Raw genomic sequence first — 17,316 nt, forward strand, 5'->3', positions numbered from 1 at the left:
TTTTTCATATTTGACAAAAATTTTAAAAACCCAATCGTTTCTATCAGTATGAGTTTTCAAATCAAAGAACAACCCACTGTTTATGACGTCTGTATCGTGGGTTCAGGCGCGGGTGGTGGTATGGCTGCCAAGGTATTGGCGGAATCGGGAGCGAAAGTGGCTTTGCTAGAAGCGGGACCTTGGTATGATCCTGCGGATCCCAAATACATTACCCAGCTTAAAAACCCGTGGGAATCGCCGCGCCGTGGCGCTAGTACTCATCGCCCATTTGGTGATTTTGATGCGGCATGGGGAGGTTGGGAACTTGAAGGTGAGCCATATACGCGCAAAAGCGGTACACAATTCGACTGGTTCCGTTCGCGGATGCTTGGAGGACGTACCAACCACTGGGGACGTATCTCGCTTCGTTTTGGGCCACTAGACTTTAAACGCAAAGACGTGGATGGCTTAGGCGACAACTGGCCAATCGGGTACGATGATGTGAAGCCTTATTATGATAAAGTGGACCGTCTTGTGGGAGTTTTTGGGAGTGTAGAAAATTTCCCCAATGAACCAGATGGTATTTTCTTGCCACCGCCAAAACCTCGTTTGCACGAGTTGTTCCTGAAACAGGCGGGTAAAAAAATAAACATTCCCGTGATTCCGTCGCGCTTGTCGATTTTGACAAAACCTATCAACAACGAGCGTGGTCAATGTTTCTACTGTTCACAGTGTAGCCGTGGTTGCCAAGCGTATGCCGACTTTTCGTCGTCTTCAGTTTTGGTAAAACCTGCCGTGAAAACAGGAAATGTAACGGTATTTACCAACGCAATGGCGCGCGAAGTAATCACCAACCAAGATGGTATTGCAACGGGGGTATCTTACGTTGACAAGCAAAATTTGCAAGAATACACCGTACGCGCCAAAATCGTTGTATTGGCGGCTAGTGCTTGTGAATCAGCGCGTTTGTTGATGAACTCAAAATCGTCGCGTCACACAAAAGGCTTGGGTAACTCAAGTGGCATTCTCGGAAAATACCTACACGATTCAACAGGAGCAGGCCGCAGTGCGTTCTTGCCTCATTTGGTGGATAGAAAGCGTTATAACGAAGATGGCGTAGGAGGTATGCACGTTTATACGCCTTGGTGGTTGAACGATAAAAAATTAGACTTCCCGCGTGGATACCACATCGAGTACGGTGGCGGTATGGGAATGCCAGGCTATGGTTTTGGCTTTGGTATGGAAAACACCAACGGAAAATACCCAGGCAAAGACGGCAACAAAAAACCTGCGGGTGGTTATGGTTTGTCATTGAAAGAAGACTACCGCCACTTCTACGGTGCCAACTTCGGTATGGCAGGACGCGGAGAGGCGATTGCACGTGAGGATAACTATTGCGAAATCGACCCGAACATGGTGGACAAGTACGGTATTCCAGTACTTCGATTCAACTACAAGTGGTCGGAGCACGAAATCAAGCAGGCAAAACACATGCAAGATACCTTCGAGGAAATCATCACTGCGATGGGAGGTATTCCAACAGGTCCGAAACCAGGCCCAGAATCGAATTATGGTTTGGCAGCGCCAGGTCGTATCATTCACGAAGTAGGAACAACCCGTATGGGCGATGACCCATCGAAGTCAGTGACGAACCGTTATAGTCAGTTGCATGACTCGCGCAACGTATTCGTTGTGGACGCAGGTACGTTTGTATCGCAAGCGGATAAAAACCCAACTTGGACAATTCTTGCATTGTCGATGCGGGCTTCTGAATACATCATTGACCAACGTAAAAAAGCAAACCTATGAAACGCAGAGACACGTTAAAAGCGATTTCCCTTGGGACAATTACGGCGACGGTTGTAGGTACAGAAGCAAAGGCTGATGTTCCCAAAAAGCCCGTAGCGCCCCTGTCATTGTCTGATTTTAAAAATGGTAAAAGTGCGGCAGAACGTGCGCGTGATGCAAAAACTGCGGCTGAGACGTTTTTTACTGCACACGAAAAACAGACCATTGGCGTATTGGCTAATTACATCATTCCTGCCGACGGGCAGCACGGTGGTGCATTGGAAGCCAAAGTGCCCGATTTTATCGAATTCATTGTCAAAGATATGCCTCAACACCAAACGCCAATGCGAGGTGGGTTGAGCTGGTTAGATACCCAATGTTTGAAGCAATTTGGAAAGAAGTTTGTGACATGTACCAAAAGTGAACAAACCAAAATGCTAGACCAAATTGCATATCCTGAACAGGCCAAGCCAGAAATGAGTCAGGGCGTATCTTTCTTTAATTTGATGCGTAACCTAACGGCTACGGGTTATTTTACGACGCAAATTGGATTCAATTACTTAGGCTATGTAGGTAACCGCCCGAACGCTTGGGAGGGAGTTCCTGCGGATGTATTGAAGCAATACGGCTTGAGTTACGACTCTTAGATTATTCGTACATACTTTTGTATTTTTCAATAGCGGGCACAATTTTTGTCCCGCTATTGTGTTATTTTTACGGAATAGACTCAAAAAAATGCAAATTTTGGGAAATAACTACCGTAAAACTCATTCTCTTCTTCGCTTGCTTATACCTTCCAAATGGGGCATTTTGTGTTTGGTTGGGTGGTATATGGGGCTTGGTAGTACGGCTATTTTTGCCCAACAATTACCGGATAATCAATGCGATAATGTGCTCGGAGTTGGTAGCGGCGACTTTTCTATTTCGAGCGAAATAGGCTGCGCTCCTTTCACCGTTAAGGTACAAAATACCCAAGCTGGCTCAATCAAAAGCCGTTATATTTACGACTACAAAGGGGGAAATCCGAACGCAGCTTCTTACAAACAAGATACCACAAGAAACTTTACCTATACCAAAGCGGGTATCTATACCATCATGCAACTTTCCGAAAGTGCACAAGGACAAGCGCTTCGAGCATGTCGGCAGATTACGATACAAGACGTAACTCCGCCCGATTTTAAGGTGGTTCCTTGTGAAAATGGCAAAGTCACCTTGACTATTACCAACCAAACTGCTGCGCCTTATGATGAATACGTGATTGAGTGGGGAGATGGCAATATCGCCATTATCAATCGGCTTAATCTAACGATTGACTACCAGTACCCCGATGTCACCCCCAAACAAATAACGGTACAAGGACGTAGCCTCCGAAGCTTGTGTGGTGGAAAAAGTAGTAAAGTGGTTGTGCTAGAAATTGGAGCGAAATTGGCAAAACTCGATACCCTCGAAATTTTGGATGCTACCACGGCGGAAATAAGGGTTTCAAATCCTAATGCGATTGAGTTGGAGTTGTTTCGACAAGAAGGCGCTGGTACGTTTGTAACAACAGGGACGGTTTTTCGAGCCGATGGCGAAAAGGCCAAAGTACTGGTGGATACGACCAAAATTTTCTGCTACAGAGTAAAGCCCCGTGCGAGTTGCATTTCATCCTTGGAATCAAACGTGTTGTGTGTCAACTTCCTGAAAGTGGCGCCTACGCTAGAAGCAAACATTGTGAGTGTTTCCCCTTACCGACGACCTACGGAAGTGTCAAAAATGACGCTGGTTCGCAATGGAGCTATCTGGTGGAATCCATCCATTACGGAGTTGTACCGAGAAGATAATTCAGGAGATTGTAACAAACAGAGCTGTTATCGCTTACAAATCGACACGCGCAGTGGCACGATACTGTCCAACAAAGTGTGCGTGGATGCGCCGCCTGTGTTGTGTGTTTCTTTGGCCAATGTATTCATTCCAGACGCTTTTTCGCCCAATGGGGATGGTATCAACGATCTTTTTGAAATCAAAGCTGACCCTACAGCCGAAGTGCAAGTGGTGGTGTACGACCGCTGGGGCTCTCCGCTGTTTCAGAGCACAGCCAACCAACATTTTTGGAACGGAACAGCTAATGGCCAGCCGTTGCCCGTTGGACTTTACACGTATGTGATTAATGTAAAGGATAAAGTGGGGCGAGTATTTACCAAACGGGGCGTTGTTTCGCTACTTCGCTGAGTAAAAAACGGTCAAATCGTTCATCAAAAAACGCCACTTGAATGGGCCAATAATAAAAGCGACTGTGTGCCAAGTCCAATTCTTCTAAAAGTGGTTTCAGTTTTACCCAATCTTTTTCAGTCGTCAAAATGGGGTGATTATCACTAACGTTGACCCATTTTTTTACTTCTTCTTTCGTAAAATCATGGTGGTCGCCTACGGCGCTATGTCCCGCAACTTTAAATTTATTTCGAGCTGCTTCTTCAAATAGTTTGGGTTGGGCTATGCCCGAAACAAGCCATAACGGTGTGTCTGTGGAGAAAGACGGTTGGGCTTCAAAATAGGGTACTGGGGTTCCGTAGTCTAAATACGAGAAAAATATGGGCGTATTGGCTAGGGTGTATTGTTGGATTTTTTTCTCAATTTGTTCACGGTCGTGCGGCGTAAGTGTAGGAGGGCATTTTGTCACAATCACGCCTTGGGCGCGTTTGGCACCTTGCCTACTTTCTCGTAACAACCCAAGAGGAAGTACATAGTCTTGGTAAAAGAGGCGACCATAGTCGGTCAATAAAAGCGAAAGATGAGGCTTAACGGCACGGTGCTGGTAGGCGTCGTCGAGCAAAACAAGTTGAGGACAAGGCAATAATTGTTCTATTTTTTTGAGTCCTTCTGCTCTTTTTTCGGCGACAAATACGGGCACGTTGGCGCCAAATTTTTTAAAGAGTTGAAGCGGTTCATCGCCAATTTCGGCAGCGGATGAGGAAATTTTAGCCTGTAAAAATCCTTTACTTTTACGACCATAACCACGGCTCAGCGTAGCGAGCGTATATCTGTTAGCGAGTAAGCGGAGCAGGTATTCAATTTGGGGCGTTTTGCCAGTTCCACCTATGGTAAGATTTCCAATACTGATGGTATAGATTGTTGATTGGTATATAGAACGAAATCCTGCGTCGAATATCGCATTACGAACCGAGGTGATAAATTGATACAGCAAACTAAAAGGCCACGTTAGCCACCGCAAACCGCTTGGTAAGATTCTTAACATTTTCTTAAACTGACTTTGGCAAAGTAAGGTATTTTTATCTAAATTGTGCGCTTGCTTACCCCAAACAGTTGTTTTAAAATGCCATTACAAGTTCACTATCAACCACATAAGCTACAGTTTAAGTTTGAAGCGGGAACTTCGCGAGGCGTTCTGACCGAAAAAACTTCGTGGTTTGTGAAGATATACGATGATGCAGCACCGTCAATTGTAGGGGTAGGAGAGTGTGGCCCGTTGCCTGGTTTAAGCAGTGATGACCGTCCTGACTTTGAGGATAAATTACAGGAAATATGCCAAAACTTCAATAAGCTCGACCTTGAAATATATTCTTGGAATATACCCATTATTCTTGAGCAGCTCGTAGGCAGTCAGTGGCCATCTATCCGTTTTGGGTTTGAATCTGCTATGCTTGATTACCTCAACGGTGGCAAGCGTATTTTGTTTCCCAATCCTTTTGTGGAAGGGCAGCGGTCTATCCCAATCAATGGGCTAGTTTGGATGGGTTCACAGGAGGCGATGCTCAAGCAAGTTGAAGAAAAAATTGCAGCAGGGTTTGATACCATCAAGCTTAAAATTGGAGCCATTGATTTTGACCAAGAGTGCGCTATTCTAACCCATATTAGAACACATTTTTCTTCCAACGAAATTACCTTACGGGTCGATGCCAACGGCGCATTTGATGCGTCCAACGTACGAGATAGGCTTCAAAAATTGGCAGAGTTTGACCTTCATTCCATTGAACAGCCCATTCGCCCTCGGCAGCAAGAGTTGATGGCGGAACTGTGTGAAACAACCCCCGTTCCTATTGCGTTGGACGAAGAGCTAATCGGAAATTTTGATTATGCCGCCAAACGCCGATTGCTCAAAAGTATCAAGCCGCAGTACATCATTCTTAAACCTACTTTATTGGGCGGTTTTGAAGCGACGCGTGAGTGGATTGAAACAGCACAGCGTTTGGAAATTGGTTGGTGGATCACTTCGGCGCTGGAGTCGAATGTAGGCCTAAATGCGATTGCTCAATTTACGGCCGAATTTGACAATACATTGCCCCAAGGACTGGGTACTGGCCAACTTTACCACAACAACATCGACAGCCCCCTTCAAATTGAAAAAGGGCAACTGCTTTACAATACTGCCCTCCACTGGGATTTTGGTGGATTAAATTCTTCTTACCTTTCTTCGGCTACGTAGTCGTTTCAGAACTTTTCTTTTGCTGGCGTGTTTTTACAAATAAACGGATGATAACCAAGGCATCAGTGGTTGGTTATTTCTAAAAAATGAATCATGGAAGAAAATAATAAACTGGATAGAATCATCGAAGCGCGGATGAAACTCAAAGCGCGTTTTGAAGAAAAAATGCAGAATACGCCCTCAATGGCGGATGAACGCCCCCAAGGGCACGGTGAGACAAACCGCCACGGAATGCCTCAAGTGCCTGTTGGACAGACGGTAACCGCAAAATGGCCAGTGTTAGATTTGGGGTATCAGCCCAATGTGACCCTCGACCGCTGGCGTTTGTACATTGATGGAGAAGTTGAGCATCCGATGATTTTGACGTGGGAAGATTTCATGTCGTTGCCTCAAACGGAAGATACCTCTGATTTTCACTGCGTAACAACGTGGTCTAAGCTAGATATGTCTTGGACGGGTGTTCGTTTGCTGGACATCGCTGCGCTGGTTCAACCCAAAGAAACCGCTACCCACTTGATGTGTTACGGATACGATACTTATACCACCAACGTATCGCTGGAAGAAGCCCTCAAACCCGATGTACTGCTGGCGCATTCGGTCTATGGCGAGCCACTACCCAAAGAACACGGCGGCCCAGCCCGAATGATAACGCCCCAATTGTATGCTTGGAAAGGGTCGAAATGGATAAAACGATTGGAATTTTTACCAAAAAATAAACTTGGATTTTGGGAAGGACGAGGTTACTCCAACACTGCTTACCCCTGGCGAAATGACCGTTACAGCTAAAGTGTCGAAATCAGTCATTAATCAGCGGGTACTATTTAAAGATAGTGGCTTTTTGTTAAATTTTTAACAGGTATTTTTTCAATGAATATAGACGTAGTTCATCAATTGCCGACTCCAGTCCAGGCCGAGGTATATCTTTTTTGCCAAAATGATTCTTTAGCTGACCAGTTGGCGCAGTTTTCACAGGCCGATTTTCTGATTCAGGATTTTAAAGCTGATTTTAAACAAACACAGTTGGTGTATGGTGACAACTCAAAAAAGTATCTCCTTGGGTTGGGAAAATCACCAAAACCAGCCGATTATATCAAAGCGCTGAGGTCTTTCTTTTTTAACCAAAAAAAGAAATTACCCGATGCAGTTGCTTTGCACGCCCAAGGCTTGACCGCGAGCGAAATCGAGGCGGTAGTCAATGGACTTTGGTTGGGCGATTACGATTTAGGTTTATACAAAACAGATAAGGCGACAGAACCTACGTTTTTTGAACGTAACTCACAACTGTGGCTACTGGTGGAGGAAAAAGAGGTGGATTTGGCTGCTCAAGCAGTCCAAAATGGTGTAGCGACGGCGCAAACCCAAATTCGGGTGATGGATTTGATGAATGCTCCTTCAAGCCATAAGTACCCCCAAGTGCTGGCCGATTGGGCGGTTTCGTCGGGGAAAACCCACGGATATTCGGTACAAGTGTTTGATGAAAAACAATGTGCGGAAATGGGCTTGCACGCTTTATTGTCGGTGAGTGCTGGCAGCAAAAACCCACCCCGTTTTATCGTCATGGAATACAAACATGCCGCCGCTTCCCAAACCATTGGACTTGTAGGAAAAGGAGTGACTTTTGATACGGGTGGTGTTTCGCTGAAGCCTTCCACCAATATGCACTACATGAAGTCGGACATGGGCGGGGCTGCTGCCGTGCTAGGTACGATGGAGTTGGCTGCGAAACTGCAACTTCCTGTTCATATAATAGGGATTATTCCTTCGACCGAAAACTCAATGGACGGGCTTGCCATTAAACCTGGTGATGTGATTGGAAGCTATTCGGGCAAAACCATTGAAGTAATTGATACCGACGCCGAAGGCCGATTGATTTTGGCCGATAGCCTGACGTACGCGCATCGCCATTTTGAGCTAGCTACCATCATCGACTTGGCAACGCTCACGGGTAGCTGCGTAGCTACGCTTGGCTATGCCGCCGCAGGTTTGTTTACCAGTAATGATGCCCTTGCCGAAAGCTTGTACAAAAGTGGAATGACAACGGGCGAAAAAGTATGGCGTTTGCCCATTTGGGATGATTACAAAGACGAGCTAAAGTCGGATGTCGCCGATGTGAAAAACTACCACGGAAAGCCCATAGCGGGAGCCATCGTAGCGGCTAAATTTTTAGAAGTTTTTACCAACAATCACCCCGCGTGGGCGCATTTGGATATTGCAGGTACGGCCTTTGCTGATTCAGAATTTGGAAGTATGAAATCGGGGACGGCCTATGGCGTTCGATTACTGATTGATTGGCTTCGTAATCAAGTAAATGGATAAGTTTTGGTAATTCAGGCTTGTTCTGTTAGCTTTAAGCGTAAAATGGTTTAGACGTAAAAATTACAATGAGTATGAAGCTAACGTTACGCAATCTATACGCTGTTTTGTTGCTAGTCGGTATTCACCAAGCTCATTCCCAACAAGTTCATCAGCGTTGGGAAGTAGGAGCAGGGCTTGGCCTGTCGGGCTACCTAGGTGATTTGAACAAATCAGATTTTTTTTCGCAAGAACCTAAAGGGAGCGGAGGGGTTTTTGGTCGTTACCACTTTAATCGGAGTTGGGCGCTTCGTGGCGCCTTAACGTTTGGTACATTGTCGGGCAATGATGCTAATTTTGAAGACCGTAAAGTGCGCGGTTTTTCAACGCGTTCGCCTCTTACCGACTTTTCAGCCATTGTGGAATATGATTTCTTGGGGCGTCAACGTTTCAAATACGATTCCACCGCTTTCCAAGTGCGTTTCAAACGCCGATTGTCACCTTACTTGTTTACAGGGGCAGGGGTAGGTTTTACCAATCCCAAACCTAATTTTACGGGCACTGCCACGACACCCGATATTTATAGACAAGGGGCAATAGCTGATCAAGCGGCCAATTATTCCAAATCAAACTTTGTCGTTCCTTTTGGAATAGGTGTACGTTATGACCTTGCAGAGCATTGGGTATTGGGTGCTGAGGCGGGTTTCCGTTTGGCATTTTCTGATTATTTAGACGGTATCAGCAAAGGAGCAAATCCAAATCGTGATGATCGTTACAAACTTTCAACGGTGTCTATTGCGTATCGTTTTGACAAAAAAGATACTGACCGCGATGGTATTCCTGATGAAAAAGATGCCTGTCCTACGCAGCCTGGTTCGGTCAAAATGAATGGCTGTCCTGACCGTGATAATGACGGTATTGCTGATAAAGACGACGATTGCCCAGATACTTTCGGTTTGGCGGCTTACAAGGGTTGTCCTGATACCGACGGCGATGGCATTCGTGACAAAGACGATGCCTGCCCTGAGGTTGCAGGTTTGGTCGCGTTACAAGGTTGCCCCGACCGTGATAAAGATGGTATTGCCGATAAAGATGATGCCTGTCCTGACGTAGCAGGTTTAGCCAAATTTAAAGGCTGTCCTGACACTGACAAAGATGGCATTGAGGACAAAGAAGACGAATGCCCGACGGTTGCAGGAAAAGCCGAATTGAAAGGCTGTCCTGACGCGGATGGCGATGGAATCGCGGATAAAGACGATGCGTGTCCTGACGTAGCAGGCAAAGCCGAATTGAAGGGGTGTCCTGATACCGACGGTGATGGCATTGCCGACAAAGATGACGCTTGTCCAACAGTAGCGGGTGTAGCAGCCTTTGGAGGTTGTCCTGATACTGACGGAGATGGTGTAGAAGATGCCAAAGACCGTTGTCCTGACATTGCAGGGAAAGCAGAGTTTGAAGGTTGTCCAGACGCCAAGACGTTGAAAGCAATCATCAAAGCGGAAGAGAAGAAAGCGAAACTTGAAGCCGAATTGGCCAAAAAACAAAAAGGTACACTTGACCCTACCAAAATAGTGGTTGATTTCAAAGTTGAGCCTGTGTTGTTTGAGTCAAACAGTGCCGTTATTCAGTCTCAATACCAAATGGTTCTTGATGAAGTAGCCAACACAATGGCGAAAAATCCAACGTATAAATTGCAGTTGTCGGGCCATGCTGATAGCAAAGGGGCGCAAGTACACAACCAACAATTGTCTGAAAAACGAGCCCAAGCTTGTTTTGAGTACTTACGTACGAAAGGGGTGGATGCGACTCGGATTATTTTCCGTGGTTTTGGTGAAAGTTTGCCAGCAGCGAGCAACGCTTCGGAAGAAGGCCGTCAGCAAAACCGCCGTGTCGAGGTAAAAGCGTTTCGTCAGTAATAACTTACAATAACTGCATCGTTAAAAAGTCGGACAGCCAACAAGCTGTTCGACTTTTTGCGTTTTCTTGTAAAAAACTCAAAAGAATGCGTTTGCCTGCTTTAACTTGTTGCCTGAGCTTGCTATTGGTTACAAAATCAATGAGCCAAGAGCGCATAGAATTTGGGGGATTTGTGGGCGGTTCAGGTTATTTGGGCGACTTAAATAAATCTGATTGGTTTTCTAAAGAACCCAAAGTGGGTCTAGGTGGCTTGGTTCGTTACAATGCGTCGGATTTCTTAGCGGTGCGTGCTTCTTTGCTTTTTGGGTACTTGTCGGGGCGAGATAGCCATTACGAAGACCGCGCATTTCGAAATTTCTCAACCCAATCACCTGTTTCGGAAATTACTGTGCAGACCGAACTTCACATTTTGCCTTTGGTGCAACCCCGTTTACCTCGCTTTTTTCAATCAACATTTTCCCCTTTTCTGTTTGTCGGGATAGGTGGGGCATACACGCGACCAGCCCCTGATTTAGAAAACATGATTGTTTCCAAGCCTGAATTTGTGATAGGGGCTGAAATTGATCAAAACACAGCATACAGCCCCTACCACCTAGTTATTCCTTTCGGAATGGGGGTAAAGTACCGCCCGCACATTCAGTGGACTTTGACGCTTGAAGCAGGTTTTCGTTTGACTTTTTCAGATTATTTGGATGGCATAAGCCATGCGGCGAATCCTGAAAAAACAGACAGGTACCAGTTCTGGGGGCTAACAGTAGCGTATCGCTTGCCCAAACGGGTGGTTGGTTTTAGAAATCGAAATCCGTTACGGTGTACAACAAATCCCTAGTAGTATTTTCTTGAAAAAAAGTGCTTTTGTATATTGTTGATTTTTAGTGATTTGTAAAAAACTTTCAAAAAAGTTGTAATTTTTTTTCGCCAAACACTTGCGTCATATAGTGAAACGCGCTACTTTTGCACCACCAAATAACACTTGAACGGCTCGCCGAAACAAGTTTAACCAAAACGCGAAAGTAGCTCAGCTGGTAGAGCGCGACCTTGCCAAGGTCGAGGTCGCGGGTTCGAACCCCGTCTTTCGCTCAAAGCACCGCCGAAAACGGTGCTTTTTTGTCAAAAAGGGATACCCCTGCCGAGGTGGTGGAACTGGTAGACACGCAGGACTTAAAATCCTGTGAGCCGAAACGCTCGTACGGGTTCGATTCCCGTCCTCGGTACAAAAAACGCAGAGTCTAGGCTCTGCGTTTTTTTTGTGCCCTATCAGCAGTCTTTTAAGGCTGGTAAGCCATTTTTTTGTATTGATACGGTGTTGTATTAAAGTGTTTCTGAAACTGCTTGCTGAATTTGATGGGAGAGGAGTATCCAGTAATGCGCGACACCTCAATGGCTTTGAGCCCTTGCGCTAGTAAGGTTTTGGCATACTCCATTTTTTTGTCGAGGTAAGCCTGATAAAGCGTTTTTCCGTACGCTTTCTTGAACTCTACCCTAAATAGCGCGGGACTTATTCGCATTTTCTTTGCTATTTCCGATGCGTTGGGTACCTGCTGGTTGTTGTGGTTGAGTATGTAGTTTTCATAAATGAAATCCATTAAGGTCATTATGGATAACCCTCGCAAAGGAGGTGCAGCGGTCAGAGAGCCAGTTGACGTTGATATACTTGGGAGTACATATTGTTCAGATAGGGCCTTTATCAGGGCTTCTACTAATTTACACTTGTTCTCCCTAAGGCTCTGCAGGGCTATACCGTTTGGTTTTAAGACCAATCCTAAAATATACTGGATTGTTTTTGAAGGGGCTGGTGTTGGAAGAATCACCACACTCTCTTGGTTGTTCACATACGCTATTTGGGGGGCTATTAATGCTTCAAATATAGAAATAGGCATAGACAGCGTAATGATGTTGGCAGGAGCATTCAGGGGTGAAATTTGCCAACTATCAGAAGGGAAATTAATAAACAGATGATCGGTAACGATACTGATGTCCAATTGCTCAAGCTGTATTTTGGTTGAACAAAAATAAACATTACAATAGCCAGGGTGGACTGGAAGCAAATCCATTTTGGAATCAACCGTACTAATGATGACTTGCACGGCATCTAAACTGGTGTTCATAAGAGTGTAGTTAGATTTTGGTGCTTTTGTATGCCAAATACAAGCGAGAAGCGTCCACTTTGTTGTTGACATTTAAGGATTTGTAAATTTGTTTGATTCGAAATCGGATGGTGTTGACCGACACATTCATTTCTCGGGCAATCTCATCGTATCCTTTGCCATTGGCTAATTGCCCTAAAACCGCCAATTTATTGGGGGTAAGTTTTTCAATCGCTTGTTGTAAGTTCTTGGGAGTGTTTTGCGAAATGATTTGATAGGGTAGAAGCTCTGCTTCCATCATTGCCGTCAATTTTGGCAAGTATTGGGTGGGGATTTTAAACAGAGTTGCCTCTTCAAATGTTACTGGTAGTTCTGATTCTGGTAATTGATTGATTGGTATATTCATTAGATAGAATGGGGATTTTGCTGCAATAATTATAATAAAAATAACTAAATGCAAGCGAATGAAGTAGTTAATAATAGCTATTTTTGTGTTCTGCTGTATCGTATATTTTGCCTTTAAATCGAGGGAGTGGTATATGTTTTTTGGATAATACTTTTGGTTTTATCCTATTTTTGAAAATAAATAGACAAGATAGTATAGCTATTTCACAGGCATAGTTATACCAGATTTAGTTTTTAAAGGCAGAAAATAGAGGTTATTTCTGTAAAATAAAGTTTACAAATAATAAAAAAAGAAGAGAAAATAAATGTAGAAGTAATTCTGTCGAGTAATCAGAGCTTGCCTGCTTCTTGTGCAACCCGAACTAGCTCTGTGCTATTTTTGACTTGGGTTTTTTTAATCATATTGATGCGATGATTATTCACCGTATAAATACTGAGCCCTAGCTGTTCGGCGATATCTCTGCTACTATTGCCTTCACTGATTAATTTTAAAATGGCTTTTTCTTTCTCAGACAGAAGATGTAAAGGATAGGCAGATGGTGTACTGGAGAGTGGCTGAGTGTTGATGGGGCGATATTGAATCAGGGCTTTTTGAATAATGGTGGCAATTTCTGGGGTAAAAAAAGCCGTTCGGGCGTAAGCACATCGAATAGAACGAATAATATCTTGTCGGTCTGCATTTTTGACAATGTAAGAGGTAGCCCCTTGTTGAATGCAGTCTAATACGTATTTATCGTCATTAAAAATAGAAAAAATGATTATGCGGAGCTGCGGGAATTTAGCCAATAATTGGGGGATGATGTGCAATCCCAAAGGTTGATGGTCAAAAAATAAGTCAAGCAATAAAATGTCGGGTTGTTTATCATTGACTGATTCCCAGATTTCTTGCTCGTTTTTTGCTTCCCCAATAACGGCCAAATCTGTTTCTTGACTTAAAAGCGAAATAATACCTTTCCGTACAACTTCGTGGTCGTCTGCTACAACAATTTTAATATTCATCACTAATGTCAAATGTACAGTCTATGGTATTAGTTTAACGCCAATATTAAACATAATTCTGTGGATTTGCCAAAAAATGCTACATTCTCGGGTGGAATGCAGATGTATGTCTATAAACTTATTAATTCAGTAGCGGAACTGTTGCTTTGATTTCTGTACCTTGGTTGATGATAGATTCAAGATGAAAGTCGCCAGAAAGTAACTGGCACCTCTGCCGCATATTCTCAATGCCAAATTTCGATTGGCTCATTCGACAAATTTTCTTTAAATCAAACCCTGAGCCATCATCTACAATACGCACGGTAAGTGCTCCTTGCTCAATTTCTATTTCAACGAGGATTTCTTTTGCCAAAGCATGTTTAAGGGCATTGTTTAGGGCTTCTTGAACAATTCGGAAAATTCCCAATGAAACCCAATCTGAAAGTGGAGGAATGGGAGTGTTGGGTTGAAAAAACTGAAAATGTACGTTGGGATGCTGCGCTTGAAGGTCGTCAATCAATGATTGTATAGCACCCAAAATTCCAAAAGTTTCGAGGGTGGATGGGAGCAACCCCATCAAAATACGTCTTGTTTCTTCAATCGTTTTATTGGTAAGTTGAAGAATCCCTCTAAACTGATTGCACGTATTTATAGACGGTAATGAACCCTTTAAGCTTTCCAATCCATACTTTATTCCTGCGAGCATTTGGCCAATGCTATCGTGTAGTTCGTGCGCTATGCGTTTTCGTTCTTCTTCTTGACCTTTGATTAAGTATTTTTCCTGCTCAAGCACAAGGGTTAATTTGTCTTGTAAGGCTTGCATGGAGCGTTTTTGCTCGGTTTCGAGGAGTTGTTGGGTAGTTTTTAGATTTTCATTGACCCTTCTCAATTCAAGATTGACTTTGTTGACCTCGCGTTGGCTTTGTAAATTTTGAAGTAAATACTGATTTAAATAGGTAAAAGAGGGCTTGACAATTTTAAATGCAATGATGATACCAACCAAGGAAAGAATGCTCGTAAGTGCAAAGTTGATCCAAATATCCAACACACTGAAATCGCTTTCCATGTCCTCGAAATAGTTATGGACAATAGCATGTAGCTCGCTTTCGTAGAGGTCAATGTAGTTTAAAATTTCGGAGATGTTTTTTTTATCGCCCCAGTTACCCTGTGCAGCTATTTTTAATTGTTTATCAATTTTTTGGTAAACTTGAATGGCTTTCGGAATACTATTTTGTAGGTACTTTTCCATTTGAGCACCTAAGTACGCATCTTGTTGTTCGTACGAATTTACCAATGCTTGATGATTGATATAAAATGGTCTTACTTTGACTTGAAATTGTTGGTTGATAGCGGGAGTAACACTAGGAAAAGCGGCTATGTGGTGCAGTTGTTCTTTTAAAATAGCGGAATGAGTAAGCTGATGGTTAACATGATAATACAGTTGATTGTCTAATCTTATTTCTTGTATAAATTCTGAGGTGACAACTCGACCGATAAGCCAGATAAAAAATAGAATAACAACAGAGAAAAAATAAGCCCTAAGGATGCGGTAACGAATATTTTTACTGGTTAGAATGGTAGTCATTTTGACAGGAGTGGGTATAATATGTAACCAAACGGACAGAAATATAAAAAATACCGACAAAAGTAACTACCTGAAAAATAAGAAACTAAGAAGGACAACTCACAAAAAAAGGAGCAGTAGAAATACTGCTCCTTTTTTGCTTCCTATAAAAATATTTTCTTAAAGAAAAACGGGCTTGGTTATTAGAAAAACAACCCCACTGTTCCTGTAAAATTAAGCGATGTAACGTTAAGTTTGGCAGAGAAATAATTGGACGGGTCGCTGAGTTGGTACGGCGAATACGCATCCTTTGTCTGTAAATAAGTACCTGCCAAATCAACATAAAAACGCTCGGTACGATAACCGAGTCCGCCTGATAATTGAATTTTAGAACGGTCAAGGCTACCTTCAACGTTGTAATTTTGACTGTAGGCATTGGGCAAAAAGCCTACTCCCGCCCGCACTCTAAATTTATCCAGACGTGCTTCGCCTCCTACACGCAGATTGACGACGTTGTTGTAGGATGATTGAATCAGGCGCTTGTTGTTCGTTTTGAATTGGTTATCATCGGCTGTGCTAATACCCATCCCTTTGTAACCCACGTACTCGGCGCTACCTGTGATAAATCCTTTTTTGCCAATAAAAATGGTAATTCCTCCATTTGCTCGCAAAGGAGTGCGCATTTTATACTCAAAGTCGTAAGGCTCAAGGTTGACCCGAGTCGTTACAATTTGGTCAAAGGCTTGCTGTCCTTGCGCGTTTGTAACGGGGTTGCCGTTGGCGTCAAACACAGGGACGCGGTTGTTCAGGATGTCAATACCAACTTCTTCCTGATAGGTCATTTGGAGGTTGCTAAATGTTGGGCTGTGGATAGAAGCACCAAGTTGTAGCATAGCGTTTGGTTTATAAATCACCCCTGCTGAAATAAAAAGGCCGCTTCCTGAGATGTTTACATCCTCGCGGTAGTCCAATCCCCTAAATGCGCCTCCGTTGACAAAGCGCTCAGTGTAGTTGTTTCTACGGATGAAGGTATGACGAGAAAAACCGCCCGAAACACCCAAATAAAGCTTGTCGGCATAGTTGCCAGCATACGCAAAAGTCCACTGAGAAGAACCGCCCGAAACTTCGACGTTGCCGCTTTGTTCAAACGATGCTCTCGATAGTGGAATAGGCCGACGGTAAGGGCCATTGTCCGATAATGCATCTATTTGGTATAAATTATAAAACGCAGATTCAATCGAGAATGGGCGGCTATTGTTGTATTCATCTTCAAGGGTTTTGACTGAAAGGCCCGTAGCCAGCTCGGCGATATTGTCGATCATGGAGCTGCGATTATTGGTTCCTCCATACGTAATCATATTATTAGCATTCACTTGGCGAGAATAGCTAATTCCAAACGAGGTACGACGCCACTCGCGGTTATAGCTTTGTGGGTTTCCTGCCAAAATAAGCGAGAACTGCGAGAGATTTGGATTTAACTTTTGGTCACTCCGAGTATTTCCAATATAAGAAGCTTCGTTGCTAATGTTATAAAAAGTAGGACTAAGGCTAATTTCGGAGCGGTTGAAAAAAGCAATCCCCGCAGGGTTGCCAAAAATGTTGCTGGCGTCGCCACCTAGTGATGCGTGGTTTCCTCCTACTCCTTGAAAACGAGCGGTGCCGTTTTGAGTGAGGTCAGACAATTGCATGGCAGTGTTAGCGTATAAGCGACTTTGGGCGTGGGTGTGGGAAGAAACTGCTAACCCTAGCAAGATTCCCCATACGATTGGGCGGTTTTTCATGGCAGGAAGAAAAAAAATTGTTAAAAGTACATTTATAATTCATAAAAAACCTCGCTACTGATGTGAATAGCGAGGTTTGAGTATTTCAACAAATGTAAATAC

The 17,316-nt window shown here is 43.8% G+C and carries 14 protein-coding genes and 2 tRNA genes; 10 read left to right on the forward strand and 6 right to left on the reverse strand.

The window, feature by feature from the left end:
* Positions 1–48 precede the first annotated feature (48 nt).
* The 3 genes from FHS57_RS02100 (at position 49) to FHS57_RS02110 (ending at position 3,978) form a co-directional block, all read left to right on the forward strand.
* Entirely contained in the window at positions 49–1,788 is a 1,740-nt protein-coding gene (locus FHS57_RS02100; protein ID WP_183971197.1) for a GMC family oxidoreductase, read from the forward strand.
* Positions 1,785–2,414 carry a gluconate 2-dehydrogenase subunit 3 family protein gene (locus tag FHS57_RS02105; RefSeq protein ID WP_183971198.1) on the forward strand — a complete coding sequence of 210 codons (630 nt, stop codon included), beginning with the start codon at positions 1,785–1,787 and terminating at the stop codon, positions 2,412–2,414. Before FHS57_RS02100 ends, FHS57_RS02105 begins: the two co-directional genes overlap by 4 nt.
* An 88-nt stretch (positions 2,415–2,502) precedes the next feature.
* The gene (locus FHS57_RS02110; protein WP_183971199.1) at positions 2,503–3,978 is read left to right on the forward strand and encodes a T9SS type B sorting domain-containing protein; all 1,476 of its coding nucleotides are present in this window, start codon (positions 2,503–2,505) and stop codon (positions 3,976–3,978) included.
* On the opposite strand, the gene lpxK is transcribed toward FHS57_RS02110, so the two are convergent.
* Complete coding sequence (gene lpxK, locus FHS57_RS02115; protein WP_183971200.1) at positions 3,944–5,002, reverse strand: tetraacyldisaccharide 4'-kinase; 1,059 nt, start codon at positions 5,000–5,002, stop codon at positions 3,944–3,946. The two genes, FHS57_RS02110 and lpxK, sit on opposite strands and share 35 nt — an antisense overlap.
* 78 nt (positions 5,003–5,080) lie before the next feature.
* Here lpxK and FHS57_RS02120 point away from each other — a divergent pair, with 78 nt between their 5' ends.
* The 7 genes from FHS57_RS02120 to FHS57_RS02150 all read left to right on the forward strand — a co-directional run bounded on the left by FHS57_RS02120 (position 5,081) and on the right by FHS57_RS02150 (position 11,613).
* The gene (locus FHS57_RS02120) at positions 5,081–6,190 is read left to right on the forward strand and encodes an o-succinylbenzoate synthase (protein WP_183971201.1); all 1,110 of its coding nucleotides are present in this window, start codon (positions 5,081–5,083) and stop codon (positions 6,188–6,190) included.
* Between the two features lie 93 nt (positions 6,191–6,283).
* Positions 6,284–6,976, forward strand: coding sequence for a sulfite oxidase-like oxidoreductase (locus FHS57_RS02125; RefSeq protein WP_183971202.1), 693 nt, complete (start codon positions 6,284–6,286; stop codon positions 6,974–6,976).
* Positions 6,977–7,057: 81 nt separating this feature from the next.
* Complete coding sequence (locus FHS57_RS02130) at positions 7,058–8,506, forward strand: leucyl aminopeptidase family protein (protein WP_183971203.1); 1,449 nt, start codon at positions 7,058–7,060, stop codon at positions 8,504–8,506.
* A 71-nt stretch (positions 8,507–8,577) separates the two neighbouring features.
* Positions 8,578–10,398: a type IX secretion system protein PorG gene (gene porG, locus FHS57_RS02135; RefSeq protein WP_183971204.1), complete on the forward strand. Its 1,821-nt coding sequence runs from the start codon at positions 8,578–8,580 to the stop codon at positions 10,396–10,398.
* A gap of 86 nt (positions 10,399–10,484) precedes the next feature.
* Positions 10,485–11,228, forward strand: a complete 744-nt coding sequence (locus tag FHS57_RS02140) for a DUF6089 family protein (RefSeq protein WP_262889923.1) — start codon at positions 10,485–10,487, stop codon at positions 11,226–11,228.
* A 178-nt stretch (positions 11,229–11,406) separates the two neighbouring features.
* Positions 11,407–11,479, forward strand: a tRNA-Gly gene (locus FHS57_RS02145).
* Between the two features lie 48 nt (positions 11,480–11,527).
* Positions 11,528–11,613, forward strand: a tRNA-Leu gene (locus FHS57_RS02150).
* A 54-nt stretch (positions 11,614–11,667) separates the two neighbouring features.
* Here FHS57_RS02150 and FHS57_RS02155 read toward each other — a convergent pair.
* The 5 genes from FHS57_RS02155 to FHS57_RS02175 all read right to left on the reverse strand — a co-directional run bounded on the left by FHS57_RS02155 (position 11,668) and on the right by FHS57_RS02175 (position 17,214).
* Positions 11,668–12,507 (reverse strand): helix-turn-helix transcriptional regulator, encoded by an 840-nt coding sequence (locus tag FHS57_RS02155; protein ID WP_183971206.1) that lies wholly within the window; start codon positions 12,505–12,507, stop codon positions 11,668–11,670.
* 10 nt (positions 12,508–12,517) lie between these two features.
* Complete coding sequence (locus FHS57_RS02160; RefSeq protein WP_183971207.1) at positions 12,518–12,892, reverse strand: helix-turn-helix transcriptional regulator; 375 nt, start codon at positions 12,890–12,892, stop codon at positions 12,518–12,520.
* A 329-nt stretch (positions 12,893–13,221) separates the two neighbouring features.
* Entirely contained in the window at positions 13,222–13,890 is a 669-nt protein-coding gene (locus FHS57_RS02165) for a response regulator (RefSeq protein ID WP_183971208.1), read from the reverse strand.
* Positions 13,891–14,011: 121 nt separating this feature from the next.
* Positions 14,012–15,454, reverse strand: a complete 1,443-nt coding sequence (locus FHS57_RS02170) for a sensor histidine kinase (RefSeq protein WP_183971209.1) — start codon at positions 15,452–15,454, stop codon at positions 14,012–14,014.
* A 182-nt stretch (positions 15,455–15,636) separates the two neighbouring features.
* Positions 15,637–17,214, reverse strand: coding sequence for an OmpP1/FadL family transporter (locus FHS57_RS02175; RefSeq protein ID WP_183971210.1), 1,578 nt, complete (start codon positions 17,212–17,214; stop codon positions 15,637–15,639).
* Between the last annotated feature and the right edge of the window lie 102 nt (positions 17,215–17,316).

This window comes from Runella defluvii (genome assembly GCF_014195535.1).
Classification (GTDB): domain Bacteria; phylum Bacteroidota; class Bacteroidia; order Cytophagales; family Spirosomataceae; genus Runella; species Runella defluvii.

Excerpts from the sequence above, each read along its gene's own strand:
- FHS57_RS02100 (WP_183971197.1), top strand. The coding sequence starts at position 49 with ATGAGTTTTCAAATCAAAGAACAACCCACTGTTTATGACGTCTGTATC.
- FHS57_RS02105 (WP_183971198.1), top strand. The coding sequence starts at position 1,785 with ATGAAACGCAGAGACACGTTAAAAGCGATTTCCCTTGGGACAATTACG.
- FHS57_RS02110 (WP_183971199.1), top strand. The coding sequence starts at position 2,503 with ATGCAAATTTTGGGAAATAACTACCGTAAAACTCATTCTCTTCTTCGC.
- lpxK (WP_183971200.1), bottom strand. The coding sequence starts at position 5,002 with ATGTTAAGAATCTTACCAAGCGGTTTGCGGTGGCTAACGTGGCCTTTT.
- FHS57_RS02120 (WP_183971201.1), top strand. The coding sequence starts at position 5,081 with ATGCCATTACAAGTTCACTATCAACCACATAAGCTACAGTTTAAGTTT.
- FHS57_RS02125 (WP_183971202.1), top strand. The coding sequence starts at position 6,284 with ATGGAAGAAAATAATAAACTGGATAGAATCATCGAAGCGCGGATGAAA.
- FHS57_RS02130 (WP_183971203.1), top strand. The coding sequence starts at position 7,058 with ATGAATATAGACGTAGTTCATCAATTGCCGACTCCAGTCCAGGCCGAG.
- porG (WP_183971204.1), top strand. The coding sequence starts at position 8,578 with ATGAAGCTAACGTTACGCAATCTATACGCTGTTTTGTTGCTAGTCGGT.
- FHS57_RS02140 (WP_262889923.1), top strand. The coding sequence starts at position 10,485 with ATGCGTTTGCCTGCTTTAACTTGTTGCCTGAGCTTGCTATTGGTTACA.
- FHS57_RS02155 (WP_183971206.1), bottom strand. The coding sequence starts at position 12,507 with ATGAACACCAGTTTAGATGCCGTGCAAGTCATCATTAGTACGGTTGAT.
- FHS57_RS02160 (WP_183971207.1), bottom strand. The coding sequence starts at position 12,892 with ATGAATATACCAATCAATCAATTACCAGAATCAGAACTACCAGTAACA.
- FHS57_RS02165 (WP_183971208.1), bottom strand. The coding sequence starts at position 13,890 with ATGAATATTAAAATTGTTGTAGCAGACGACCACGAAGTTGTACGGAAA.
- FHS57_RS02170 (WP_183971209.1), bottom strand. The coding sequence starts at position 15,454 with ATGACTACCATTCTAACCAGTAAAAATATTCGTTACCGCATCCTTAGG.
- FHS57_RS02175 (WP_183971210.1), bottom strand. The coding sequence starts at position 17,214 with ATGAAAAACCGCCCAATCGTATGGGGAATCTTGCTAGGGTTAGCAGTT.